General features: G+C 67.5%; 19 protein-coding genes. 8 read left to right on the top strand and 11 right to left on the bottom strand.

Annotated elements, in window-relative coordinates; genetic code table 11:
• Positions 1-58: 58 nt before the first annotated feature.
• Positions 59-1,267: an MFS transporter gene (locus tag ACFC0O_RS10820; RefSeq protein WP_375956104.1), complete on the top strand. Its 1,209-nt coding sequence runs from the start codon at positions 59-61 to the stop codon at positions 1,265-1,267.
• A gap of 119 nt (positions 1,268-1,386) precedes the next feature.
• Positions 1,387-2,289, top strand: coding sequence for a sterol desaturase family protein (locus ACFC0O_RS10825; RefSeq protein ID WP_375955621.1), 903 nt, complete (start codon positions 1,387-1,389; stop codon positions 2,287-2,289).
• Here the strand turns inward: ACFC0O_RS10825 and ACFC0O_RS10830 are convergent.
• Entirely contained in the window at positions 2,190-2,912 is a 723-nt protein-coding gene (locus tag ACFC0O_RS10830; protein WP_375955623.1) for a dienelactone hydrolase family protein, read from the bottom strand. The two genes, ACFC0O_RS10825 and ACFC0O_RS10830, sit on opposite strands and share 100 nt — an antisense overlap.
• An 81-nt stretch (positions 2,913-2,993) precedes the next feature.
• Positions 2,994-3,317, bottom strand: a complete 324-nt coding sequence (locus ACFC0O_RS10835; RefSeq protein WP_364628920.1) for a rhodanese-like domain-containing protein — start codon at positions 3,315-3,317, stop codon at positions 2,994-2,996.
• Between the two features lie 86 nt (positions 3,318-3,403).
• Here ACFC0O_RS10835 and ACFC0O_RS10840 point away from each other — a divergent pair, with 86 nt between their 5' ends.
• Together ACFC0O_RS10840 and ACFC0O_RS10845 are read left to right on the top strand one after the other, a co-directional pair.
• Positions 3,404-3,871 carry a MarR family winged helix-turn-helix transcriptional regulator gene (locus ACFC0O_RS10840; RefSeq protein WP_375955625.1) on the top strand — a complete coding sequence of 156 codons (468 nt, stop codon included), beginning with the start codon at positions 3,404-3,406 and terminating at the stop codon, positions 3,869-3,871.
• 110 nt (positions 3,872-3,981) lie between these two features.
• Positions 3,982-4,974 carry an LLM class F420-dependent oxidoreductase gene (locus ACFC0O_RS10845; protein WP_364628911.1) on the top strand — a complete coding sequence of 331 codons (993 nt, stop codon included), beginning with the start codon at positions 3,982-3,984 and terminating at the stop codon, positions 4,972-4,974.
• A gap of 52 nt (positions 4,975-5,026) precedes the next feature.
• Here the strand turns inward: ACFC0O_RS10845 and ACFC0O_RS10850 are convergent, their stop codons facing one another.
• Positions 5,027-6,337: a family 1 glycosylhydrolase gene (locus ACFC0O_RS10850; protein ID WP_375955627.1), complete on the bottom strand. Its 1,311-nt coding sequence runs from the start codon at positions 6,335-6,337 to the stop codon at positions 5,027-5,029.
• A gap of 109 nt (positions 6,338-6,446) precedes the next feature.
• On the opposite strand from ACFC0O_RS10850, the gene ACFC0O_RS10855 reads away from it, so the two are divergent.
• On the top strand, positions 6,447-7,010 hold the full coding sequence (locus tag ACFC0O_RS10855; RefSeq protein ID WP_375955629.1) for a TetR/AcrR family transcriptional regulator: 564 nt from the start codon (positions 6,447-6,449) through the stop codon (positions 7,008-7,010).
• A 1-nt stretch (position 7,011) separates the two neighbouring features.
• Here ACFC0O_RS10855 and ACFC0O_RS10860 read toward each other — a convergent pair whose 3' ends face one another.
• From ACFC0O_RS10860 to ACFC0O_RS10870, 3 genes are all read right to left on the bottom strand, one after another.
• Positions 7,012-8,538, bottom strand: coding sequence for a YfcC family protein (locus ACFC0O_RS10860; protein WP_364628902.1), 1,527 nt, complete (start codon positions 8,536-8,538; stop codon positions 7,012-7,014).
• Positions 8,535-9,884 (bottom strand): M20/M25/M40 family metallo-hydrolase, encoded by a 1,350-nt coding sequence (locus ACFC0O_RS10865; protein ID WP_364628899.1) that lies wholly within the window; start codon positions 9,882-9,884, stop codon positions 8,535-8,537. Before ACFC0O_RS10865 ends, ACFC0O_RS10860 begins: the two co-directional genes overlap by 4 nt.
• An 88-nt stretch (positions 9,885-9,972) precedes the next feature.
• The gene (locus ACFC0O_RS10870; protein WP_375955632.1) at positions 9,973-11,337 is read right to left on the bottom strand and encodes an ROK family protein; all 1,365 of its coding nucleotides are present in this window, start codon (positions 11,335-11,337) and stop codon (positions 9,973-9,975) included.
• A 128-nt stretch (positions 11,338-11,465) separates the two neighbouring features.
• Here ACFC0O_RS10870 and ACFC0O_RS10875 point away from each other — a divergent pair, with 128 nt between their 5' ends.
• A complete protein-coding gene (locus tag ACFC0O_RS10875; protein WP_375955634.1) occupies positions 11,466-13,007 on the top strand; it encodes a carboxylesterase/lipase family protein in 1,542 nt (513 codons plus the stop codon).
• 150 nt (positions 13,008-13,157) lie between these two features.
• Positions 13,158-13,856 (top strand): hypothetical protein, encoded by a 699-nt coding sequence (locus ACFC0O_RS10880; protein ID WP_364628891.1) that lies wholly within the window; start codon positions 13,158-13,160, stop codon positions 13,854-13,856.
• A 4-nt stretch (positions 13,857-13,860) separates the two neighbouring features.
• On the opposite strand, the gene ACFC0O_RS10885 is transcribed toward ACFC0O_RS10880, so the two are convergent.
• The 3 genes from ACFC0O_RS10885 to hutH all read right to left on the bottom strand — a co-directional run bounded on the left by ACFC0O_RS10885 (position 13,861) and on the right by hutH (position 17,207).
• The gene (locus ACFC0O_RS10885) at positions 13,861-14,922 is read right to left on the bottom strand and encodes an aminotransferase class V-fold PLP-dependent enzyme (RefSeq protein WP_375955636.1); all 1,062 of its coding nucleotides are present in this window, start codon (positions 14,920-14,922) and stop codon (positions 13,861-13,863) included.
• 63 nt (positions 14,923-14,985) lie between these two features.
• Positions 14,986-15,684, bottom strand: a complete 699-nt coding sequence (locus ACFC0O_RS10890; RefSeq protein ID WP_375955638.1) for a hypothetical protein — start codon at positions 15,682-15,684, stop codon at positions 14,986-14,988.
• Positions 15,681-17,207: a histidine ammonia-lyase gene (gene hutH / locus ACFC0O_RS10895; RefSeq protein ID WP_375955640.1), complete on the bottom strand. Its 1,527-nt coding sequence runs from the start codon at positions 17,205-17,207 to the stop codon at positions 15,681-15,683. The genes ACFC0O_RS10890 and hutH overlap by 4 nt, the downstream gene beginning before the upstream one ends.
• A 138-nt stretch (positions 17,208-17,345) precedes the next feature.
• Here hutH and ACFC0O_RS10900 point away from each other — a divergent pair, with 138 nt between their 5' ends.
• Positions 17,346-19,577, top strand: coding sequence for an Rv1355c family protein (locus tag ACFC0O_RS10900; RefSeq protein ID WP_375955642.1), 2,232 nt, complete (start codon positions 17,346-17,348; stop codon positions 19,575-19,577).
• 103 nt (positions 19,578-19,680) lie between these two features.
• Here ACFC0O_RS10900 and ACFC0O_RS10905 read toward each other — a convergent pair whose 3' ends face one another.
• Together ACFC0O_RS10905 and ACFC0O_RS10910 are read right to left on the bottom strand one after the other, a co-directional pair.
• A complete protein-coding gene (locus ACFC0O_RS10905) occupies positions 19,681-21,102 on the bottom strand; it encodes an aminotransferase class I/II-fold pyridoxal phosphate-dependent enzyme (protein WP_375955644.1) in 1,422 nt (473 codons plus the stop codon).
• Complete coding sequence (locus ACFC0O_RS10910) at positions 21,099-22,124, bottom strand: helix-turn-helix transcriptional regulator (RefSeq protein ID WP_375955646.1); 1,026 nt, start codon at positions 22,122-22,124, stop codon at positions 21,099-21,101. Before ACFC0O_RS10910 ends, ACFC0O_RS10905 begins: the two co-directional genes overlap by 4 nt.
• Positions 22,125-22,203: the final 79 nt, after the last annotated feature.

The raw sequence follows: 22,203 nt of genomic DNA on the forward strand, positions 1-22,203 counted from the left end.
TATGGGCCACGCAGGCAGTCTCAACGACGCGGCGGGTGCGACGACCACCGTCGCCGTCATGGACCGGCCCGTCGCGGCGCGGGTGACACACAGGCGGGCGTGGATCAGCGTCAGCGCGGCTATCTTCGCTATCGCCTGGGGCGGAAACGAATTCACGCCGTTGCTGGTGATGTACAAGCGGGACGGGTTGCCGGTCACCACGGTTGATCTGTTGCTGTTCGAGTATGTGCTGGGGATCGTGCCCGCATTGCTGATCGGCGGGCCGCTGTCGGATCGGTATGGGCGGGGGCGGCTCATGCGGCCCGCGCCGTTGATCGCGGCGGCCGGATCATTGCTGCTGGCGTTCGGGTCTTCTTCCGTGCCAATGCTTTCCGCCGGTCGCGTGCTCAGTGGTGTGGCCATCGGCTTGGCCATGGCGGTGGGCAGCAGTTGGCTCAAGGAGCTTTCACAGCCGCCGTTCGCGGGCGAGAACGCTTCCGGGCTCGGGGCACGGCGTTCGGCCATGAGTCTCACCGGCGGGTTCGGTGTGGGTGCGGGTGTGGCGGGAGTGCTGGCGCAGTGGGGTCCGCTACCGGATGTGCTGCCCTATCTGATCAATGTGGGGTTGTGCCTGGCCGCTGCCGCCGCGCTGACCCGGACGCCGGAAACCCTTGTGCCCGTGCCGACTACCGCTCGACTACTGGATGATCTCAAGGTTCCGGCCGCGGCGCATCGGCGGTTCCGGCTGGTCGCGTTGCCGGTCTCGCTGTGGCTGTTCACCTCGTCGGCCACCGCCTACGCGATCATGCCGACCTTGATGATGCCGCGCGTGCACGGTGCGCCCATCGCGTTCTCGGCGCTCATCACCGTGATCACGCTCGGGTGCGGTTTCGCCATTCAATCGGTGGCGCGCAAACTGGATCGGCCGGGCACCATTCGGTTGCCGGTGCTGGCGCTGATTCTGGTGATCGCCGGAATGGTGTTGGCCGCCGCGGCTTCGGGGGCGCTCACGCTGTGGCTCACCATTGCCACCGCCGCCGTCCTCGGCATGGGCTTCGGCATCGGCCTGGTGGCCGGACTCCTGGAGATCGAGCGGATGGCGGGGCCGGAGGATCTCGCGGGTCTGACCGCGGTGTTCTACGCGGTCAGCTATCTGGGCTTCGGCGTGCCCGCCGTCATGGCGATGCTGCACGACGGCACCGGTGTCGGCTATCCGGCCATGTTCGGCGTCGTCGCCGCACTGGCGGTGGGCTGTTTGGCGCTGGTCACGCGTTGTCGCCGGGGCTGAGGTTCCGGCAGCACAAACGTTTCCGGAAACGCGGGCTTCCGGAGATCGCATCGCGAGCCTTACAGTCGAGGCAGATGTAGTGACCGCGCGCACATCGGCGCGGGAGTGGAGTGGTAGCCGTGAATCTGTGGGACCAGATCAATCAGCCCGTGACGTATGCGATCCCGTTCTTCGTGCTCGCCATGGTGGTGGAGATCCTCTCGCTGCGGGCGCACGGTGACGAGCGCACCGGATACGAGAAGTCCGATGCGCGCAACAGCCTGATCATGGGATTGGTATCGATCTTCGTCAGCGGTGCGGCCAAATTCGTGGCGCTGCTCGGATACGCGGTGCTGTACGTGCACGCGCCCTGGCAGATCGATCCGCGCAATCCGCTGAGCTGGGTCGCGGTGATCCTGGCGGTCGACGTGCTCTGGTACGTCTATCACCGCACCTCGCATCGGGTGCGGGTGGTGTGGGCGGCGCATCAGGTGCACCACAACAGCCGGTACTTCAACTACGCGACCGCACTGCGGCAGAAGTGGAATCCGTGGTTCGAACTACTGGCGTGGATTCCGCTGCCGCTGCTGGGCGTACCGCCGTGGATGGTGTTCACCGCCTGGTCGTTCAATCTGATCTACCAGTTCTGGGTGCACACCGAGACCATCGGGCAGCTGCCGCGCTGGTTCGAGTTCGTGTTCAATACGCCCTCGCACCATCGCGTGCACCACGCCAGCGACGCGGAGTACCTGGACCGGAACTACGGCGGCATATTCATCCTGTGGGACCGGATGTTCGGCACCTTCCGGGCCGAAACCTTCCGTCCCACTTACGGTTTGACCAAGAATATCGACAGCGGCAACGTACTCACGTTGCAGTACTACGAGTTCGGCGCGCTGTGGCGGGATCTGCGCTCCAGCAGGAGAATTCGGGACTGGCTCGGTTACTCCTTCGGCCCGCCGGGCTGGTCGCCGGGCGATAAATGGGTGTCGAAGAAGGCGAAGATGCGCCGCCAGGCATCGGATGTGGCGTCGGCGTTGTAGCCAAGGCCCATCACCTTCAGCAGCGGCTGCCCCGGATGGTCATCGGCGAACGAATGCCCCGATGCCGCATAGGTTTTCACATCGTTCGGCACCCCGGCCGCGGTGAGAACGCGCTCGAGTTTCGGCCCGCGCCCGATGTTCTGGGGATCGCGCCGGCCGTAGCTGGCCACCACCGGGCAGGTTCCGCGCAGCATCTCCTCGTAATTGCCGCGTCCGGCGGGATAGAACGGCGCGGCCGCGTCGAATCCCTCGGTGGCCGCGAGCAGCGCGAACGCGCCGCCGAGACAGAAGCCCGCCACCGCGACCTTGCCGGTGCAGCGCGGATCATTGGTCAGCTGGGCGCGGGCGGCGAGAATATCGCGGACCGCGACGCCATCGCGGTTATTGCCCATGAGGTCGCGGATCATGCCCGGTACGCACCGAACCCTGCCGCGCGCGAACAGGTCCGGTGCGATGGCGAGATAGCCGTGATCGGCGAGCATTCGAGTGGATTTCTGTACGGCGCTGCCGATACCGAGCATGTCGTGCAGCACCACCACCCCCGGCCACGGGCCGTCGCCCGACGGTGTGGCGAGATAGGCCTCGATGGGCCCGTCGGGCGCGTCCAATTGCATTGAGCTCATCGACGAGCCCCCTCCGCAGTCTGCGAACACCGAATGATGACTGCTGCGGATTCTAGAGCGTCTGGGACGATTTCTCCGGGCTTAACTCTCGATTGGCAGGCCCGCCTCGGCCCAATCCTGAATGCCGTCACGGTATTTGCGCACGTTGGTGTAGCCGAGCCGCTCCAGCTTGCCCGCGACATTCTGACTGTTCGGACAGGCGGCGTTGGAGCAGTAGGTGACGATGGCGGCCGTCTTATCGGGCAGCAGTCGCGGCGCGAGGGTCTCGACGTCCGCCTCCACCAGGGCGATCGCGCCCGGCAGATGCGCCTTGGCGTAGTACTCGCCGCCGAGGGCGTCCAGCACCGTCACCGCTCCGGCCTCGATCTCGTGCGCCAGTTCTTCGCGAGTGATCAACGTGGTCATGGTCTTTCCTTTCCCGAACACAAAAGTATGTGCGTGTGCACGCTACTACTTATGTGCGCGCGCACGCAACCGGTTATGCTGAACCGGTGCCGCCGAAATCCCACCCCGCCGTCGCCGCCTGGGCCGCGCTGCTCCAGGTGCACGCCACACTGGTGCCCGAACTCGACGCAGAATTGCGCCGCGCCACCGGACTGCCGCTGAGCTGGTACGACGTCCTACTGGAACTCGATGGACCGCACCAACTCCGGATGAGCGATCTGGGTGAGCGCGTGGTGCTGAGCCGAACCCGGGTGAGCCGGTTGGTCACCGAGATGGAGTCCCACGGGCTGGTGCGGCGCGAATCCAATCCCGATGACGGCCGCTCGGCCTTCGTCGGCATCACCGATAAGGGGCGGGAGCGATTCCGGGAGGCGGCACCGCACTATCTCGCGGGCATCGAACGCCGTTTCGGCGGGCAACTGGATCACGCGGAGCTGGAGACGGTGGCGAACGCCCTGCACAAGGTGCTCAGCCCGGCCGAGCTACCCGATCCGGCACCGCGGCGCACCCGCTGATCGCACCGGCCTGGGAGTTCGGCGCGCTCGGAGTCGAATAGTTGCCCTCGCGCTGACGAGGGGGAAGGGTGGATCGCCGGAACCATCCATCCATACGGAGGAGACAACTCGTGCGTTTCGGCATCTTCATCCCACAGGGCTGGCGGCTGGACCTGGTCGATATCGACCCCGCCGCACAGTGGGACGTAATGCGCGATCTCGCCCAGCGCGCGGACGCGAACGCGGACTGGGAATCGCTGTGGGTGTACGACCACTTCCACACCGTGCCGGTCCCCACCGAAGAGGCGACCCACGAGGCGTGGACCCTGATGTCCGCCTTCGCCGCCACCACCTCCCGCATCCGCCTCGGCCAGATGTGCACGGCCATCAGCTACCGCAATCCGGCCTACCTGGCCAAGGTGGCCGCCACCGTCGACCTGATCTCCGGCGGCCGCGTGGAAATGGGCATCGGCGGCGGCTGGTACGAACACGAATGGCGCGCCTACGGCTACGGATTCCCTTCCGCCGGTGAACGTCTGGGCCGCCTCGACGAGGGCGTGCAGATCTTCAAGCAGGCGTGGACCACCGGTGCGGCCACCCTGGACGGTAAGCACTATCAGGTGGACAACGCCATCGTCCGCCCGCTTCCGTTGCAGGAGGGCGGAATTCCGATCTGGGTGGCGGGCGGCGGCGAGAAGGTGACGCTGCGGATTGCCGCTAAGTACGCGCAGTACACCAATTTCTCGGGCGATCCGACGGAGTTCGCCCACAAGTCGGAGCTGCTGCGCGGGCACTGCGATAAGGTCGGCACCGACTTCGATGCCATCACCCGCAGCTCCAACTTCAACACCCTGGTGGGCGCGACCGAATCCGAGGTCCAGCAGCGCCTCACCGATCTGGAAGTCCGCTTCGCCAAAACCCTCGGCGAGGAAGCCGCCAAGTCCCACGTGGACAGCCTCTTCCGCAACAGCCCCGCCGTGGGCACCCCCGAGCAGGTCATCGAGAACATCACCCGCACAAAGGATCTCGGCCTGTCGTACAGCATCCACTACTTCCCGGAAGCCGCCTACGACACCACGGGCATCGAGATCTTCGAGAACGAGGTCATCCCCGCCCTGCGCTGACGGATCACCTACGCCCCCGGTGCCCGTTGCGGCCGGGGGCGTTTCCGTCCGATCAGCGCGGGACGGTGACCGGGTCGGCGCAGCTGGCCACGGCGTCCACCAGGGAGCAGGCCTTGGGATCGCGGGTGGGGCGATAGTCGGCGGGGACACCGCTGTTGGCGGTGATGGCCGTATAGGCCGGGACCGCGTCGGTGGGCTTGCGGGTGAGGGTGGGATCGGTCAGCACGTCCACCGTGTAGAGACCGAAACGGGGTGTGTAGGAACCCCATTCGTAATTGTCGGTGAGGCTCCAGTAGTTGTAGCCGATGACGTTCATACCGTCGGCCTTGGCGCGCTGGATCCAGTAGACGGTATCGCGGAGGTCGTCGGCACGGGTGTAGCCATCGGCGCGCGGGAGGCCGTTCTCGGTGGGCATGCCGTTCTCGACGATATAGAGCGGCTTACCCGGGAAGGCCCGCGAATAGTGTTGCAGCGCATAGTAGATGCCCTCGGGCTGCAATGAGTTCTTCCAGAGTTCGGTGGAGATGGCGCGCATATCGTCCGGGGACATGCCGTAGTAGTAGTCGATGCCGATGTAGTCCAGCTTGGTGGCGATCGCGTTCATGAGCGGGCCGTTGATCGCGTCCTCGGCCGTCGGGATGTAGGCGACATTGCTCGTCACCATGGCTCCCGGCTGCACCCGATGGATGTAGTCGTAGATGCCGTTGTGCGCCTGGGCGATTCGATCGGTCATGGCCGGAATGGTCGCGGCCGAGATGCCGCCGTGACGGGTCTCGTTGAGCATGTACATGACCGGCTCGTTGAAGGTGACCCAGAGCGGATTGAAATGGGCGTAGCGGTCCACGACGGTGCGCGCGTTGGCGAGCCAGTCCGACACGATGGCGGGGTTGTTCCAGCCGCCGCGATCGACCTCCCAGCCGGGGTAGACCCAGTGGTCGAGGGTGAGCATGGGCTGCATGCCCGCGGCGGTGATGGTGGAGATGACGTCGTCGTAGAACTTCAGGCCGTTCTCGTCCCATACGCCGGGTTGTGGTTGTACGCGGGCCCATTCGATGCCCATGCGGTACACCTTCACGCCCAGGTTCTTGGCGAGTTGGATATCCGAGCGGAAGCGGGAGTGGAAGTCGATCGAGTCCCGGTACGGGTCATCGGTTTTGCCCTGCGCGACGTAGCGCGACCAATTGCTGTCGGGGGCGTCGCCCTCGGACTGGAAACCGGAGGCCGCCACGCCCCAGAGGAAATCGCTGCCCAGCGGCGCGACCTGAGTCGGCGCGGCGGGCCGGGCGGCGGCCGGGGTGATGCCGAGTACGAGGGTGGCGGCGACCAGGGCGGCGGGGGCGAAATATCGAGGACGGACACGCATCGGAACCGGATTCTCCTTCGCTTGTGCGCGGCAGTGGCCGCATTGAAAACCGTACAGCGCTCGGTTTTGAGTGGCAAGAACACCCCGGACCTGGCTTTAGACTCTGTGCGTGGCGAAACGGGGACCCTACGGCAAGGGCATCGAGCGGCGAGAGCAGATTCTCGACGCCGCGCTGCGCACCATTGCCGAGCGCGGCTATCTGGCCACCTCGGTCGCCGAACTGGCCGAGGCGGTCGGCCTGAGCCAGGGCGGTCTGCTGCACTACTTCGGTTCCAAGGAGGAACTGTTCGTCGCGGTGCTGCGCCGCCGCGATGAGACCGATGTGGCGGCCGCGGCCGAATACACTCCGGAAGCCTTCATCGACGTGGTGCGGCGCAATGCCCGGGTGCCGGGGCTCATCGAACTGTTCACCCATATGCAGGCGGCCGCCGCCGACCCCCGCCACCCCGCGCACGACTATATGCGCGAACGGTATCGCCTTGGCATCGAAGGCTTTTCGCACTCGCTGCGCGCCCTGCGCGATGCCGGGCGACTGCCCGCGCACCTGGACCCCGACGACGCCGCCACCACCCTGTTCTCCCTCGCCGACGGCCTGCAATCGCGCTGGCTCATCGATCCGAGCTTCGATATGGCCGCACATCTGGAACGGTGCTGGCACAACCTGATTCGCTGAGTCAGCCGATCCAGGCCGCGACGGCCAGGAACACACAGATCAGCACGAACAGAATGCCCATCAGCGGCGCGATGAACTTGACGTACCGGTCGTAGCGCACCTTGGCCAGTGCGATACCACCGGTCACCACGGCGGTGGTCGGCGTGACCAGATTCGCCCAGCCCGAGGCCGACTGCCATGCCGTGACCACCAGCGAGCGCGGCACATTCGCGAAATCCGCGAGCGGGGCCATGATCGGCATGGCCAGCGTGGCATGCCCCGACGTGGACGGAATCAGGAAGGCGAGCGGCACATTCACCAGGAATACCGCGACCGCGAACACCGCCGACGACGTCCCGGTCACCACCCCTTCCAGCGCATGCAGCACGGTGCTGGTGATCTGGGTGTTGTTCATGATCACCGTGACCCCGCGCGCCAGCACGATCACGATGCCCGCGCCGACGAAATCGCCGAATCCCTTGCCGATGGCCTCGGACATCTTGCCCTCACCGAGCCCGCCCACCAGGCCGATCACCACCGCACCGACCAGGAACAGCGCGGTCAGCTCCGGGAAGTACCAATCCAGTTCCCACGGAAAGGATTTCGCGTCCGGGCCATTGATCACCGTGCCCCACGGAATGATCGAGAAGATCATGAACGCGAAGGTGAGCCCGACCAGCCAGAGCACCGCCACCTGCCGCGCGGTCAGCGGATCCGGTTCATGCTCTTCGGCTTTCACATCCCGGTCCCCGGGCTGCCAGCCGGACCAGGACTTGTCCGGATCGTTCTTGACCCGCCGGGCGTACCAGAGCACATACGCGACGGTGACGATGGTGAGCACCACCAGCATGGCCAGCCGCAGCACGATGCCGTCGCCGATGGCCACATTCGCCGCCGAGGAGGCGGTACCGGTGGCGAACGGGTTGACCGTGGAGCACAGCACGCCGATGCCCGCGCCCGCGATGATCGCCCCGACCGCCGTCATGCGGTCATAACCGAGCGCGAGCATCAGCGGGACCAGCAGTGCGTAGAAGCCCAGCGTTTCCTCAGCGAAGCCCTCCACCGTGCCCGCGATGGCGAACACCACCATGATGCCGACGATGAGCAGGAAGGACCGGCTGCGCAATTTGTAGGCCAGCCGCCCGATTCCGCTGTCCAGCGCGCCGGTGGCGAAGGCGACGGTGATGAACGCGCCCACCGCGAGCACGAACAGGAACACCGCCGCCGCACCGTAGAGCGCTCCGGAGCTGTCGGGCGCGACCTGACCGTCCTGCCCCTGAATCCCGTAGAGCCCGTTCACCGGCGCGAGGAACAGATCCCGCAGGCGCTCGCCGAAACCCTTCGCACCCTCGATGCGGTGGTACGACCCGGCGATGGTGTGGCCCTTGTCGTCCACCTGGTACGCGCCCGGCGGAATCACGAAGGCCGCCAGCCACACCGCGACCGTGACGCCCGCCAGAATCGTGTAGGTGGAGGGGAAGCCGCGTTTCTTCTTGTGCTGCGCGGGTTTCGGAGCGGGAGCCGGATCGGCCACCGTGGTGTCGCTCATTTGCGCATCCTGTTCGCGAACAGCTGGAAGAACTCGGCCTCGGCGAGTGCGGTATTGCTCAACTCGCTCAACAGGACTCGCTCATTGAAGCCGTGCATATTGCATTTGGAGTCCTCCGCGCCGATCATGATCACCTCGGCGTTCGGATTGGCCGCGGCCATGGAATTGGTGAGCGGAATGGAGCCGCCCATGGCCGAATCGACCACCTCGGTATTCCACGCCTTACCCATGGCCTCACGCATGGCGGCGTACGCGGGACCGGTTGTCCCGGCGGCAAATCCGGCGCCGACATCACCACCCGTGACGGTCAATTCGATGCCGTACGGCTTGACCTTCTTCAGGTGTTCGATGACCGCGCGCTGCCCCTCGGCCGGATCCTGCTCCGGGTGCACGCGCACATTCAGATATGCCTTGGCATACGGAACCACCGCCGACGCAGCGGTTTTCACCGGCGGCGCGTCCAGGCCGATCACCGTGATGGCCGGGCCGTACCAGATGCGCTCACCGATCGGTCCGGTGCCGAGCAGCGGCATTCCCGGTGCCATACCGGTGATTTCGGCGAATTCCTGGTCGGTGTAGTTCGCACCGGTCCAGTCGTCCCGGCGCAGACCTTTCACGGCCACATTGCCATCCGCGTCGTGCAGGGTGGCGAGCCCGGCCACCAGTGCGAGCAGCGCGTCCGGGGCGGCACCGCCGAACTGCCCCGAGTGCACGGGGGCGGCGAGCGTGCGTACCTCGACGAAAACGTCCGCGACACCGCGCAATGCGGTGACCAGGGTTGGGGTGCCCGCGCGAATGTTCCCGGCATCGCAGATGAGCAGGGCATCGGCCTGGAACAGGTCCGGCTTCTCCCCCGGATAGTCGTCGAAGCCGGAGCCGTACTCCTCCTGGCCCTCGATGACGATGGTGACCCCGACCGGTGGTTTGCCGCCGTAGGCCCGCAGCGCCCCGATATGGGCGACGACATTGGCCTTGCAGTCCGCCGCGCCGCGCCCGTAGATCGCGCCGTCCTTTTCGGTCGGCGTGAACGGCGGTGTATTCCACAGACTTTCATCGCCCGAGGGCTGAACGTCGTAGTGGCCGTACAGCAGTACCGTCGGCGCGCCGGGCGGCGGTGGAATCCGGCCGTAGATGACCGGGGAGGTATCCGGCAGATTCAATACCGAGATATCCGCGACTCCGGACTTTCGCAACTCATCCGCTACCAGATCGTGCGCGCGCTGCACATTCTCTTTCGGATAGTCCGGGAAGGCGATGGAGGGGATTGCGACCAGCCGCTCGAGCAGATCCTTCAGCTCGGGCATGAGGTCGCCGACAGTGCCACGCAGGTCCGGCCGCAGATCCATTCCGCTATGAAACCACCACTCGCGGTCAGATCAGCGAATCTGTGGCGATCTTTGCCGAACCGCCAGGTCACGCCACTGCTGGCGTGTTTCAGATCCCGGGCGAGTCCACCCGCACCGGCACCGTGGCCGGGTCGGAAAGCACTGTGCGCCTGGCGAATTCGATTGCCCCGAGCAGCATGGCGTCCTCCCCCAGCACCGCCGGTCCGATTCCGAGTTCCACCCCGCGCGCCAGTGCCCGCCGCCCGGCCAGCCGAGCCGTGATGGTCGGCTCCAGCCAGGGAAACCATTGCGCCAGCAGCCCGCCGAGCACGACCTCATCCACATCCAGCAGTGCGGTGATGCCCAGAATCGCCGCGCCGAGCGCATGTCCGGCGGTCTCGAGCGCACGCACGGCCCGCGGGTCGCCCACCGCCAGCGCATCGATCAACCGCGCCGCGGCGGTCTCCAGCCCCGCGTGCGCGAGCTCCTCCCCCAGCCCGGCGGCGGTGAGCACCGCCTCCGGACCGGCGTAGAGAACCAGACACCCGCGCGCCCCGCACAGACATACCGGCCCGTCCAGCGCGACCGGCAGATGCCCCGGCTCTCCCGCTACCCCGTGACTGCCGATCTCGATGCGCCCGTTCAATACAACGCCACCGCCGATACCGGTGCCCGCCTCGATCAACACCAGCCTGCCGCGCCGCGCCCGCGCGTGGTACTCGGCCAGCGCCGCCGAGTTCCCGTCATTGACCACATCGATCGGGCAGCCGATCCCCGGCAGCCGCTCCCCCACCAGCTCACCCAGCCGCACAGGTCGCAACCATCCGAAATCCGCAGCAGCCATGACGGTTTGCGCGGCATCGTCGCGCACCGGCCCCGCCATCGCGATCACGATTCGCACCAGCACCGAATCCGCCGAATTCGGCTCCTCCGATCGCGCGTCCCCGGGTGCGGCCGCAATAGTGGCGGAAGACCCTGTGGCGGAATCGCTCCCGCCCGAGCCTGTCACCGGCATCGCGGCGACAGCGAAGCGCCCGGCGCGCAGGACCGCCGCCGCGACCGCATCGGCCATGGATTCCGGTCGGCCGGGCGCGCTGTGATGCGCGGCGGACTCGCGCCAGACGATCACGCCCCCGAGGTCGGCGACGACGACGCGCAGTTGTTCGGAGGTGATCTGCACGGCCACCGACAGCGCCCGGCGCGCGACCAGCCGCAGCGGCCGACCCGGCCGACCCCGGCCGCCGCTGCGCAGCGCATCGTCCTCGCGCACGAGTCCACGCTCGATGAGATCTCCCACGAGCGCGGTCACCGAGCCGTGCGCCAATCCGGTGGCGGCGGCGATATCGGTCCGCGCGCACGCACCGTGCTCGGCGATATGCCGGAGCACCGCACCCAGATTGCGGCGGCGCACCGCGGCGGAATCGGCCGGGCGGCGCGCGAGATCCCCGCGCAGGGCCGCGTCCCCCGCACTCACGGCGCGACCGGGGCGGTCTGCGCTGCCGAGGCGTCGGGGCTGCCCGAGGATGCGTGCTTCACAGGTCGACATTATGCTGGCCCATAATTATTTCAACCGTTGACTTAAATATGGACCAGAGGTTCGCCATGCCAGTACCGCACTTCGGACGCCGCTCACTCCTGCTCGGAACGGGCGTATTGGCCTTGGCCACCGCGTGTTCGACCAGCAAGTCCGATGACAAGACCGGCCCGGCGGACACGATCACCACCACGTACGGACCGGTCACAGGGGTGCGGCGCGAGACCGGCACCGCGTATCTGGGTATCCCCTATGCGCAGCCGCCGGTGGGCGAGCTGCGATTCGCGGCCCCGGTGCCGCCGACCCCGTGGCGCGAGCCGCTCGATTGCACGAAGTACGGGCCCACCGCGCAGCGCAAGGGACTCTCCGAGGTGACCGCGATTCCGGAGCCCAGCATCCCGGGCGACGGGGTGCTCAACCTGAACGTCTTCACACCCGATACCGGCGCGAAACTGCCCGTGCTGGTGTGGATTCACGGCGGCGGCTTCGTGGCGGGCAGTGCGGCCAGTCCCTGGTACGACGGCGCGGCCTTCAATCGGGACGGCGTGATCGTGGTGTCCGTCGGTTATCGGCTCGGCATCGAGGGGTTCCTGCGGGTCCAGGGCGCACCGGACAATCGCGGGGTGCTGGATTGGATCGCGGCGCTGACCTGGGTGCGCGACAATATCGCGGCCTTCGGCGGTGATCCGGGCAGGGTGACGATCGCGGGGCAGTCCGCGGGCGGCGGCGCGGTGTGGGCGCTCATGGCCGCACCGTCCGCGAAAGGTCTTTTCCACGCGGGTATTTCGGCCTCCGGCGCGGTGTCCCAGCCCAATGATCTGGCGACCGCGGTGGCCGAGGCCGAACTGTTCACCAGGCGCACCGGCCTGCCCGCCACCACGGCGGCGCTGAATGGTTTGTCCGGCAGCCAGATTCAGGATCTCGAGGATAAGCTGCGCGCCATCGGCCCCGACAGCGGGACCGTGTCCGCCCTGGGACTGGCCCCGTTCGCCGACGGCCGCACCATTCCGCAGTCCACCCCGGAGCTGCTGAAATCCGGTGGGGCGATCAATGTTCCGCTGCTGCTCGGCTTCACCCGTGACGAATTCAACGGTATGGCGAGCGAGCAGCCGGTCACCGATGCCACCCTGCCCGTCGCTTTCGCCGCCATGGGCCTGCCGCCCGGCGATATCGACGCCTTCCGCACCGCGTACCCGGGTGACAATGCCGCACAGCTGCTCGGCCAGGCGCAGAGTGATCTCTTGCTGCGCGCGCCCACCTACCGGCTGGCCGAGGACCGCGCGACCCGCAATCAGCCCACCTGGCTGTACGAGTTCACCTGGGCGTCGAGCGCGCCGAAATTCCAGGGCAGTTCCTTCCACTGTCTGGATGTGCCGTTCGCCTTCGACTGCCTGAAGGCGCAGGGCGTCACCGCGGTGGCCGGTGACAATCCACCGCAGTCCCTCGCGGACGCGGTGCACAAATCCTGGGTGTCCTTCATCACCTCCGGCGATCCGGGTGCGGCCTGGCCGCGCTACACCCTGGAGCAGCGCCAGACCATGATCTGGTCGGATTCACCCCGGGTGCAGGCCGATCCCTTCGCCGGTCAGCGCGCGCTCTGGTCGCGCTGACCCGGAAACCGGCCGCACCCGCCGCCACGCCGAATATCGACCGGCGAGCGTGACGGCGGGCGCACCGGGTATGCCCCGTCCATGCACCGCAATGGCAAACTGAGGGCAACTCCGAGGTCGGAGGGTGTCGAGACGGATGGGTGGTTCCAGATGCTCGGATTTCGCCGGTGGGCCGTGCCCGCCGTCATGATGGCCATGCTCGGGCTGCCGGTCACGCAGGCGCAGGCCGCGCCGGGCGAGACCGAGGCCGCGCTGGGCGGCGGATCCGGAATCGTGCTCGGCCGGTCCACCAAATGCACGCTCACCACCATCGGCAATGACGCCGCCGGCCGCCTGGTCGGCTTCACCGCCGGACACTGCGCCGAAGCGGGGACGCCGGTGCGCGGCGAGCAGTTCCCGGACGCGGGCGTGGTCGGGGTGATGCGGGACTCCGACAATGATCTCGATTACGGCGTCATCGAATTCGATCCCGCCAAAGTGACCCCGCTGCGCACGGTGGGTGCGACCACGATCACCGAAATCGGCTCCGCGCCCACCGCTTTGGATGTGGCCTGCCAGAACGGGCGCACCATCGGATTCGCCTGCGGTGTCGTATGGTCCGCGGGGCCGGGCGGTTTCATCGATCAGGCGTGTTCGAGCTACGGCGATTCGGGCGGTCCGCTGACCGTCGGCAATCGGCTGGTGGGGCTGGTATCGCGGGCGCTGATCAGTGACACCGCCGGAATGCGTTTCAGCTGCACCAATTCCGCCAATCCACTGCATTCACCAGTGGTCGCGGTGTCCTTCGACGCGATCCGGGCGGACGCGGACGCGCACGGCGGCCTGGGCGCGGGCTTCCAGCCGATCTGACCGGTCAGTGATCGGTGAGCACGTTCAAGGCCCGGTCGATATCGGCCTCGGTGTTGTAGAGGTGGCAGCCCAGCCGCAGCCGCCCGGCTCGCACCGCACCGATCACCCGCGCGGAGCGCAATCGCTCCAGCGTCTCCGGTGTCACCGGCACCGACAGAATGGCCGAATTACCCACGGGCAGACCGAGACCCGTGCGCAGGCGGTTCGCGAGCGCGAGATTGTGCCGCCGGATGTTCTCGATCCCCACCTCGAGCAGTAGTTCCAGCGCCGGTTGCTGGCCGAGCCAGGCGGGCCAGACCGGCGAGACATCGAATCTGCGGGCATCGCTCGCCAGTCGCAGCGGCGCGTCATAACAGGTCTGCCACGGCTCGTCCCCCGCGTACCAGCCCGCGGCGATCGGGCGCAGCGCATCGAGCGCGGCATCGGTTCCGGCCAGGAAGGCGGTGCCCTTGGGACCCAGCAGCCATTTGAACCCGACGCTGACAATCCAATCCGCGCCGGTGTCGTGCACCGGCAGCCAGCCCGCGGCCTGACTCACATCGAGCAGTACGCGCGCGCCGTTGGCGTGTGCGGCGGCGGTCAGCGCTGCGGCGTCCACCACGTAGCCATCGGCCGATTGGACCGCGGCGACGGCCACCACATCGTCCTCCGGCAGCACCGAGGTGGTCAGTTCCGCCATGGGAACGATCCGCACCCGCAGATCATCGCGCGCCAGGAAAGGCCATGTCACCGAGGTGAATTCGTGTTCGCCCACCAGCACCTGGGCACCGGCGGGCAGGCTCTGTGCGATCAGCCCGACGAGTTGGGACACCTGCGCCCCGACCGCCACCTGGTCCGGGCGCACCCCGACCAGTGCGCCGAAGGCGGCACGGCAGGCGCGCATGGTGGCGTCGACGTCCGCTATCTCGAATTCACCGCTCGCCCTGCCGCGTTCGGCCGCTTCGACGGCATGCAGCACCGCGCTGGGCATGAGTCCGTACCCGGCCGCGTTCAGATAGGTGACCGTCGGGGCGAACGCCTCCCGGACGGTATCGGACAGCAGGGCCGGATTCGACGCGATCGTCATCTACCAAGTCTGCCCATCCGGCATCCGGTGCGAAATATCCACCGGTACCGGAACTGGCATGATTCACGCTCCGGTGCGGTGGGGTTCGATACGGCCGAGCAGACCGCGCAGTTCGGTGGCGAGCGCGGTGATGCGCGGTTCGATGGCGGCCGGAACGCGCGCCGGATCGCACACGATGATGCGGAGTTCGTCATCGTAGTGCGGGGCGGGGATGAGATCGGCCGCCGCACAGTGGTAGCCCAGGCGCAGGAACACATGCTCCTGCCCGTCGCGCACCCCGGCGGTGCCCCAGATGGCGCGGCGGTCGAGTAGCCGCGCCAAAGCCGTTCCGGCGAGCAGCAGTTCGGTCGCGAGGCCGTAATGCCGCCACTGCATGGCGACCAGCAGGCGTCCGCCCTCCAGCATTTCGGCGTCCAGACAACCGAGTTCGCCAGCGATGCGGTCCGCTCCCACCGGATCGAGTTCGCGAATTCGACTGCACGGCAGCGCTTCCAGCGGCGCGTAGCGACAGCACGCGATCAGCTCGCCCGCATCGGTTCGCACCATGAGGTGATAGGCGCGCAGATCGTGCGGGTCCGGATCGGCGAAAGTGCCGTCGGTTTGCCGGAAATCGGGGCGACGGCCGCTGTTCCACGCTATGCGCGCCCGGAATTCACGCAACTCGACCAGCCAGGGCAGTTGCTCGATATCGGATTGTGGTGCACCCACCGTGGATTCGAGGCACAGCAGCAGTTTGCCGGGGTCGTCCGGTGCGACGGTCATTTCCATTGCCCTTCGAATTCCGTTTCGGCGGCCGATATGTCGTCCAGCAGATCGGCCGCGCGGCGCACATCCACATCGAGCGGCCGGTCCGGATCCACGGGAGCGACTGCGGCGCAGAGCTGTTCGAAGAAGGCCGCACCGGCCGCCGACAGCGGCGGGTCGTCCGCCAGGTGCAGCGCCTGCCGCAACCCCACCGCCAGCGAACCGTGTATCCAGCGCAGCTTGCGCGCCTGCTCGTACGCGGTGAGCGCGGCCTGCGTGCCGAACGGGACGATGTCCTGGTTGTGCTGGTTGCTGGAAATGCTCTGCATCGCAGCGGGAATGGCCGCGCGCCGCATGGCCACCACGATGGCGGTGGCGGCGATCTGCACACCGGTCAACCCATGTCTGCGGCCCGGCGCGGCGGACAGCGACGGGGGCAAGCCCGTATTGCGGTGCGGATCCATGAGCAGATCCAGTTGCCGCTCAGCGAGATTGGCGAGCTGGGTGAGCGCGCTGGAGACCAGATCCGCGGCGAAGGCGACCGGCTGACCGAAGAAATTGCCGCCGTGCACCACCTCCCCCACCCGCGGGAAGAACAGCGGATTGTCGCTGACCCCATTGAGATCGGCGGTGACGACGCTGGTCGAGTGCCGGACCGAGGTGAGCGCCGCGCCGACCAGCTGCGGTACACAGCGCAGGCTGTACGGCTCCTGTAGCGGACGCGTACCGGAGGGCACCGAACCCGCCAGCAGAGCGCGCAGCAGCCGGGCCGCCATCTCCGCGCCGCCGTGCCCCGAGGCTTCGGCCAGCGCCGCATCGGCGAATTCGGTGTCCACACCTAGGATTTCGGCGAGCGCGGCGGTGAGCAGCAGGCTGGTGCGCACCGCGCGCGACGCCTGCGCACAGGCCAGCCCGCCCGCCGCGCCGGTCAGTGCGGTGCCGTTGACCAGCGCCAGTCCATCGCGGCCCGCCAGCGGCAGCGGCGACAGGCCCGCACGGGCGAGCGCGACCCCGGCGGGTAGCCGTTCCACCCCCTCGAACATGTCCCCGCGCCCCATGAGCGCGGCGGTGGCGTGCGCGAGCGGCACCAGATCCCCGCTCGCGCCGACGGATCCGTACTCCGGCACCACCGGGGCCAAGCCGGTGCCGAGCACCTCGACCAGGCGGTGCAGTATCGCGGGCGAGACGCCGGAATTGCCGTGCGCCAGACTCCATACCCGCGCGAGCAGCATGGCGCGCACCAACTCCGGCGGCAGCGGCGGTCCCTGGCCGACGGAGAGGAAATCGACCAGGCCCCGCGAATGTTCGGCGCCGTCGGGCTCGGCGTGATAGCCGACGAGTGCGCCGTAGCCGGTGGTGGCGCCGTAAACCGGTCTGCCGGAACGGATCAGCTCATCGACGAAGTCGCGGCACTCCCGAACGTCGTGCAGGGCGGCATCGGAGATCTCCACGCGGATCGGACCCCGCGCGGCCTCCAGATGCGATGTGGTGAGCGTGCCCGGAAAGCGCAGCACGACGGTCGGAGCCGATGACACGGTCACGACTGGTTTCCTCTCCCCCGAGCACCAGTTCGCAGCATTCGATGACGCAGTAGAGCAATGGAAACAGGCGATATTCAGCCAGTGATCAGCTATTCCAATCATAGCCATGATCGAGTGTTCCGGGTGTAGACCTGAATAATGCGGACCCGGATCGACGCGAGCAATTCTGAATGGCGGCCAGTTCAATTCAATGCGGCCTCGGAAAGGGATCGGCTCGCGCTCGCCGAACTCCGCGCCTCGGCCGACCCGCGAATACATGACACGATTACCGGACAATTGCGGCAACTCGGAACACCACGCGGTACGGCGACGCCGGGCGATCTCGCCGAGTACGGCGTCTGGGTCTGGTACCCGTGGACGGGCGATCTCGTACATCTGCTGCCCGAGAAGGAGTTCCGCGCGGTGCGCGCCGACCGCAATCGGTACAAGATCACCCGCGCGGAACAGCAGCGGCTGGCCGGTATGCGCATCGGCATCGTCGGGCTCTCGGTCGGCAACGCCGCGGCGGTCACCCTCGCGATGGAGGGCATCGGCGGGGAGTTCAAACTCGCCGACTTCGACCGGCTCGGCCTCACCAATCTGAACCGGCTGCGCGCGCGGGTGGCCGACCTCGGCGTCGACAAGACGGTGCTGGCCGCCCGGCAATTGCTGGAGATCGATCCGTTCCTGCGAATCGAACTGCACAGCAACGGTATTCGCGACTCGTTCGTCGACGACTTCCTGCTCGGCGGTGGGCGGCTGGACCTGCTCATCGAGGAATGCGATGACCTGCACACCAAGGTGCTGATCCGGGAACGCGCACGCGCGCACGGCATTCCGGTACTGATGGAGACCAGCGACCGCGGCATGCTGGACGTCGAACGCTTCGACCTGGAGCCGGGCCGGCCGCTGCTGCACGGCCTGCTGGGATCGCTGCGCGCGGAGGAGCTCCGGGGCCTGTCCACCCGGGACAAGATCCCGCACATCATGGCCATCCTCGGCGCGCCCAGCACCCGTGCCGCCGCGTCGCTACCCGAGGTCGGCCACTCCATCGGCAGCTGGCCGCAACTGGCCTCGGGCGTGGCACTCGGCGGCGCGATACTCGCGGACACCGCCCGCCGCCTGCTCCTGGGCGAGGACATCCCCTCCGGCCGCTATCACGTCGACCCGGGCGAACTCGTCACCGAACGCCATGCGCTCTACCGCGAACCGGTCACTCCCGCACCGCAATTCGCCATCGCACCCGAAGCTCGTACCACCCCGTCGCTACCGCCGAAACCCACCGGCCGAGACGTATCGAACAACGGCGAGGTGCTCGCCGATGACGCCGTGCGCTGGATCGCCGCCCTGGGCACCCTCGCCCCGTCCGCGCACAATGCCCAGCCCTGGACGCTGCACTGGCGGCGCGATCACGCCCGGCTGGAATGCCGCCACGATCCGGCGCGCGATCTGCCCGCCCTGGATTTCGAGAACTGCGCCACCTGGGTGGGTTTCGGTGCGCTGCTGGAGAATATCGAGCTGGCCGCCGCCCAACTCGGGCTGTGCGCGCACCCCGAGACCTGGCCCGATCCCACCGCACCCGATCTGGTGGCGACCGTCGAATTCACGCCCGCACCCGCGACATTCACCGTCGACCGGCTCGGCTCGCACCTGGTCACCCGGATCACCAATCGCGTCCGCCAGGAACACCGCGAACTCGAACCACGGATATCCGACCTGCTCGCCACCACCGCCGAATCGCATGACGCGAATCTGCAATTCCTTTGCACACCAAAGGATCTCGACGAGGCAGGCGCACTCATAGGTGCGGCGGACCGCCTTACCCTGCTGAACGAGTCGATGCATCACCAGGCCATGCGCGGTTATCGCTGGACCCCGGAGGAGGCCCGCACCCAGCGGCACGGCCTCGATCTGGCCACCGCCGAACTGACCGCCGCCGAACGCACCGCCCTGCACCTGGTCCGCGACTGGAATGTCATGCGCTGTCTGCGCGATATCGGCGGCGGGCGGGCACTGGAGGACCTCGCGCGCAGTGCCGTCGCCTCGGCCTCCGCCGTCTGCCTGCTCACCGTTCCCGGTATCGGCCGCGAAAGCTATCTGCGCGGCGGCCGAATCATGCAGCGCCTGTGGCTCACCGCCACCCGGGAGTCCATCGCACTGCAACCCATGACGGCCCTGCCCTACCTCTTCGCCCGCCTGGAACGCGGTGGCGGCGCGGGCCTGGACCCCAAGGAACGCACGCAGCTGACCACCCTGCGCCAGCGCTATCGCCGCCTCTTCGACACCCCCGCCGACCACGCCGAAGTCCTGCTCTTCCGCCTGGCGCACGCCGCCCCGCCCACCGCCCGCTCACTACGCCTGCCCCTGGAATCGGTGCTGACCCTGAGCTGATCCGAGCCGTCCCGGTGGCGAGCTTCATCCGCGTCCTGTTCATGCCGGGAGCATGACGTCGCGCGGATCACCTCTCGGGATCCGCGGACGGCCGGTTCCCAGCTCAGGACGCGATGGCGGGAATGTGCCGCTCCGACAAGGCATCCCCGTACGTCATGCCGCCGCGCAGGCGTTCGATGAGGCATTCGAGGCGATCGAAGAGTTGGTGCAGCAGCTCCAATGCCCGGTCCTCCTGGCCCGCGCCGTAACGCGGGGCGGCCGCGTTGAGGCGGACGCCGAGGCGGTGGGAACCGGTGCGGCCCAGGGCGACACTGTCGATTCCCGCCATGGTGAGCAGCAGATCCTCCAGTTCGGGGCTGGTGTGCACACCGGCGGCGGTGAGCAGTTCGGCGTCGAATTCGACCGTGACGAACATGCCCTGTCTGCTGCCGAGCGGATGCAGTAGCTCCGCGCCGAGCCGCAGATTGACCGCCGCCAGCAGTTCCCAGGCCGTATCGACCTGAGCACGCAGGCGGCTTCGGTTGTGCGCCAGCTGATCCGGGGAGATGTGTTCGATGGTGGCGCGCGCCAGGTGGGTGGTCTCGCGCTGGAACGATACGGCCAGCCGCGCGCGGATCTCATCGAGCCAGGCGCTGTCGCCCGAGCACGCCGCGCCGATCTTGTTCGGGCCGAAGGCGTTGTACGCCTTGGAGTTTCCCGTGATGCTGAGCACGCGATCGTAGAGCCGCACGGGACCGTCCGCGGTCGGCACGGTGATCGCGGCGATCGGTAGATGATCATCGACTAGCAGATCGAAGGACATATCGCAGATGATCGGCACCCCGGCCGCGACCAGCACCCGGCCGATCTCGGTCAGTTCCGCGACGGTGTAGTCCGCGACCACCGGATTGCCGGGGAGGGTGAGCATGACCCCGCACAGATTCCCCTGTGCGGCATGGAGTTCCAGCGTCCGCGCCAATTCGACGGGATCGATCTTGAACGCGCGATCGGCCGTCGCCGCGCTGGACACCATGCGCAATCCGTACTTGGCGATATGCACGCTGGCGCTCTTGTAATACCCCTCGGGACACACCAGCACGCCATCCGGCCGCGCGATGGTGGCGATGGCCTCCTCCAGCAACACCGTGCTCGAGTACGGGCACACCAGCACCTCGGCCGGATCGACCCGTACGCCCGCCACCTCCGGCACGGGCGCGTGCAGCCGCTGGAAGAGACTGTCCGCGGCCAGCTTTCGCAGTACCAGGGGCTGCTTCTTGTCGTAGAGCCGTCCGTCCCGGTACTCGTCGGGCTGGGTGCGGGTCATCAGCTCATGCCAGGCGGTGTTCAGGGCCGCGACCGTGAGCTCGTCCATCTCCAAGCCGGTCTCGCCGTGGTAGGCATCGATGATGCCCGGATAGGTCCGCCCCCGGGTCCCCGGGAACAGCGGATCGGGGCCGAGGAAGGCGCGTGCGGCCTGTTTGCGCTCATCGGAGCGATTGGTCAACCGCACCGGGTCCGGGCACAGCACTGCCGTGCGTTCGGTCACCGGTACCCGCCTTCACCGCTCGACGCGCCCGCGCCCTCGGCCCAGGATTGGGCCAGTGCGTCGCGGAACAGCGCACGGCTGTCTTCGGGTCCGAGCCTCGAAAACCGCGCCAGCGTGGGCTGCGCCATGATTTCGTTGACCACGAGGGCCATTCCGGCACTCCTGAGTTCGTATAGTTTGTCGAACCTGCTCTGCGCGAACTGCACATCGTGTTTGAGCGCGGAGAAGCGGGTAGCGACGCGTTCGCGCCGCGCGTAATCGTATTCGCCGGTGGTCACATAGCTCTCGTCGACGATCAACATGCTCTGCGCGTTGCTGGCGTGTGCGCGATCCACCAGCACCGTTTCGACCCCGGCGCGCACCTGCTGCCAGATCTTGTCCTCGTAGGGCACCACATCGGCGATGGCGTCGATGACGTAGAGCCGGCGCACCGACACCCCGGCGCGCGCGATGCGCATGATCTCCAGGTGGTATTCATCGCCGAGGTCACCGCCGATGGCACCGAGATCCGCGGTGTGAATGGCGCAGATCGCCCGGGACGCGCGGCCCAGCACGGTCAGCCAGTCATTGATGGTGTTCCACTCCCATACCGTGGCACTACCCGAAGGGATCTGGGTCAAAAGCTCTTCCGCGCGTTCGAGTTGCCGTTTGGCGATGAAGCCGAGCGGGGTGACCTCGCTGCGCGCCGCGCCGACATCGATCAGGCTCTGGGCGATGGCGAGCACCCGGGCGACCGATTCCGGATCCTTGCCGAGCAGGATGTTGAACTGCATGCGCAGATCGCTGCTGACCAGATCGGCTTGCGTCTCGGTGCCGACGACCGGCATGCGTTCGCCCAGAACCGAACTCAGTCGCTCCCGCAGCGCGAGCGGCGGTATGCGAGTGCCGTTCTCGATCTGCTGGATCAGACTGCGCGAGCAGCCGACCTGTTCGGCCAGATGCAACTGCGTGAGATCGCGTTCCTTGCGGAGTCGGCGGACCAGCTCACCGACCTGCTCGCCGTCCGCGGCTGAGCGAGACATGCTGCCTCTCCCATCAGAGTTCCGAAAATTAGCCGTGCCACCACGTGCCATGCGGCACCCATAGTAAGCACGATGTGTC

The organism is Nocardia sp. NPDC056100 (genome assembly GCF_042266325.1).
Lineage (GTDB): Bacteria > Actinomycetota > Actinomycetes > Mycobacteriales > Mycobacteriaceae > Nocardia.

What these genes read in the sequence shown, in the direction of transcription:
- ACFC0O_RS10820 (WP_375956104.1), top strand. Translation starts at nt 59, where the DNA reads ATGGACCGGCCCGTCGCGGCGCGGGTGACACACAGGCGGGCGTGGATC.
- ACFC0O_RS10830 (WP_375955623.1), bottom strand. Translation starts at nt 2,912, where the DNA reads ATGAGCTCAATGCAATTGGACGCGCCCGACGGGCCCATCGAGGCCTAT.
- ACFC0O_RS10835 (WP_364628920.1), bottom strand. Translation starts at nt 3,317, where the DNA reads ATGACCACGTTGATCACTCGCGAAGAACTGGCGCACGAGATCGAGGCC.
- ACFC0O_RS10850 (WP_375955627.1), bottom strand. Translation starts at nt 6,337, where the DNA reads ATGCGTGTCCGTCCTCGATATTTCGCCCCCGCCGCCCTGGTCGCCGCC.
- ACFC0O_RS10860 (WP_364628902.1), bottom strand. Translation starts at nt 8,538, where the DNA reads ATGAGCGACACCACGGTGGCCGATCCGGCTCCCGCTCCGAAACCCGCG.
- ACFC0O_RS10865 (WP_364628899.1), bottom strand. Translation starts at nt 9,884, where the DNA reads ATGGATCTGCGGCCGGACCTGCGTGGCACTGTCGGCGACCTCATGCCC.
- ACFC0O_RS10875 (WP_375955634.1), top strand. Translation starts at nt 11,466, where the DNA reads ATGCCAGTACCGCACTTCGGACGCCGCTCACTCCTGCTCGGAACGGGC.
- ACFC0O_RS10880 (WP_364628891.1), top strand. Translation starts at nt 13,158, where the DNA reads ATGCTCGGATTTCGCCGGTGGGCCGTGCCCGCCGTCATGATGGCCATG.
- ACFC0O_RS10885 (WP_375955636.1), bottom strand. Translation starts at nt 14,922, where the DNA reads ATGACGATCGCGTCGAATCCGGCCCTGCTGTCCGATACCGTCCGGGAG.
- ACFC0O_RS10890 (WP_375955638.1), bottom strand. Translation starts at nt 15,684, where the DNA reads ATGACCGTCGCACCGGACGACCCCGGCAAACTGCTGCTGTGCCTCGAA.
- ACFC0O_RS10900 (WP_375955642.1), top strand. Translation starts at nt 17,346, where the DNA reads ATGCGGACCCGGATCGACGCGAGCAATTCTGAATGGCGGCCAGTTCAA.
- ACFC0O_RS10910 (WP_375955646.1), bottom strand. Translation starts at nt 22,124, where the DNA reads ATGTCTCGCTCAGCCGCGGACGGCGAGCAGGTCGGTGAGCTGGTCCGC.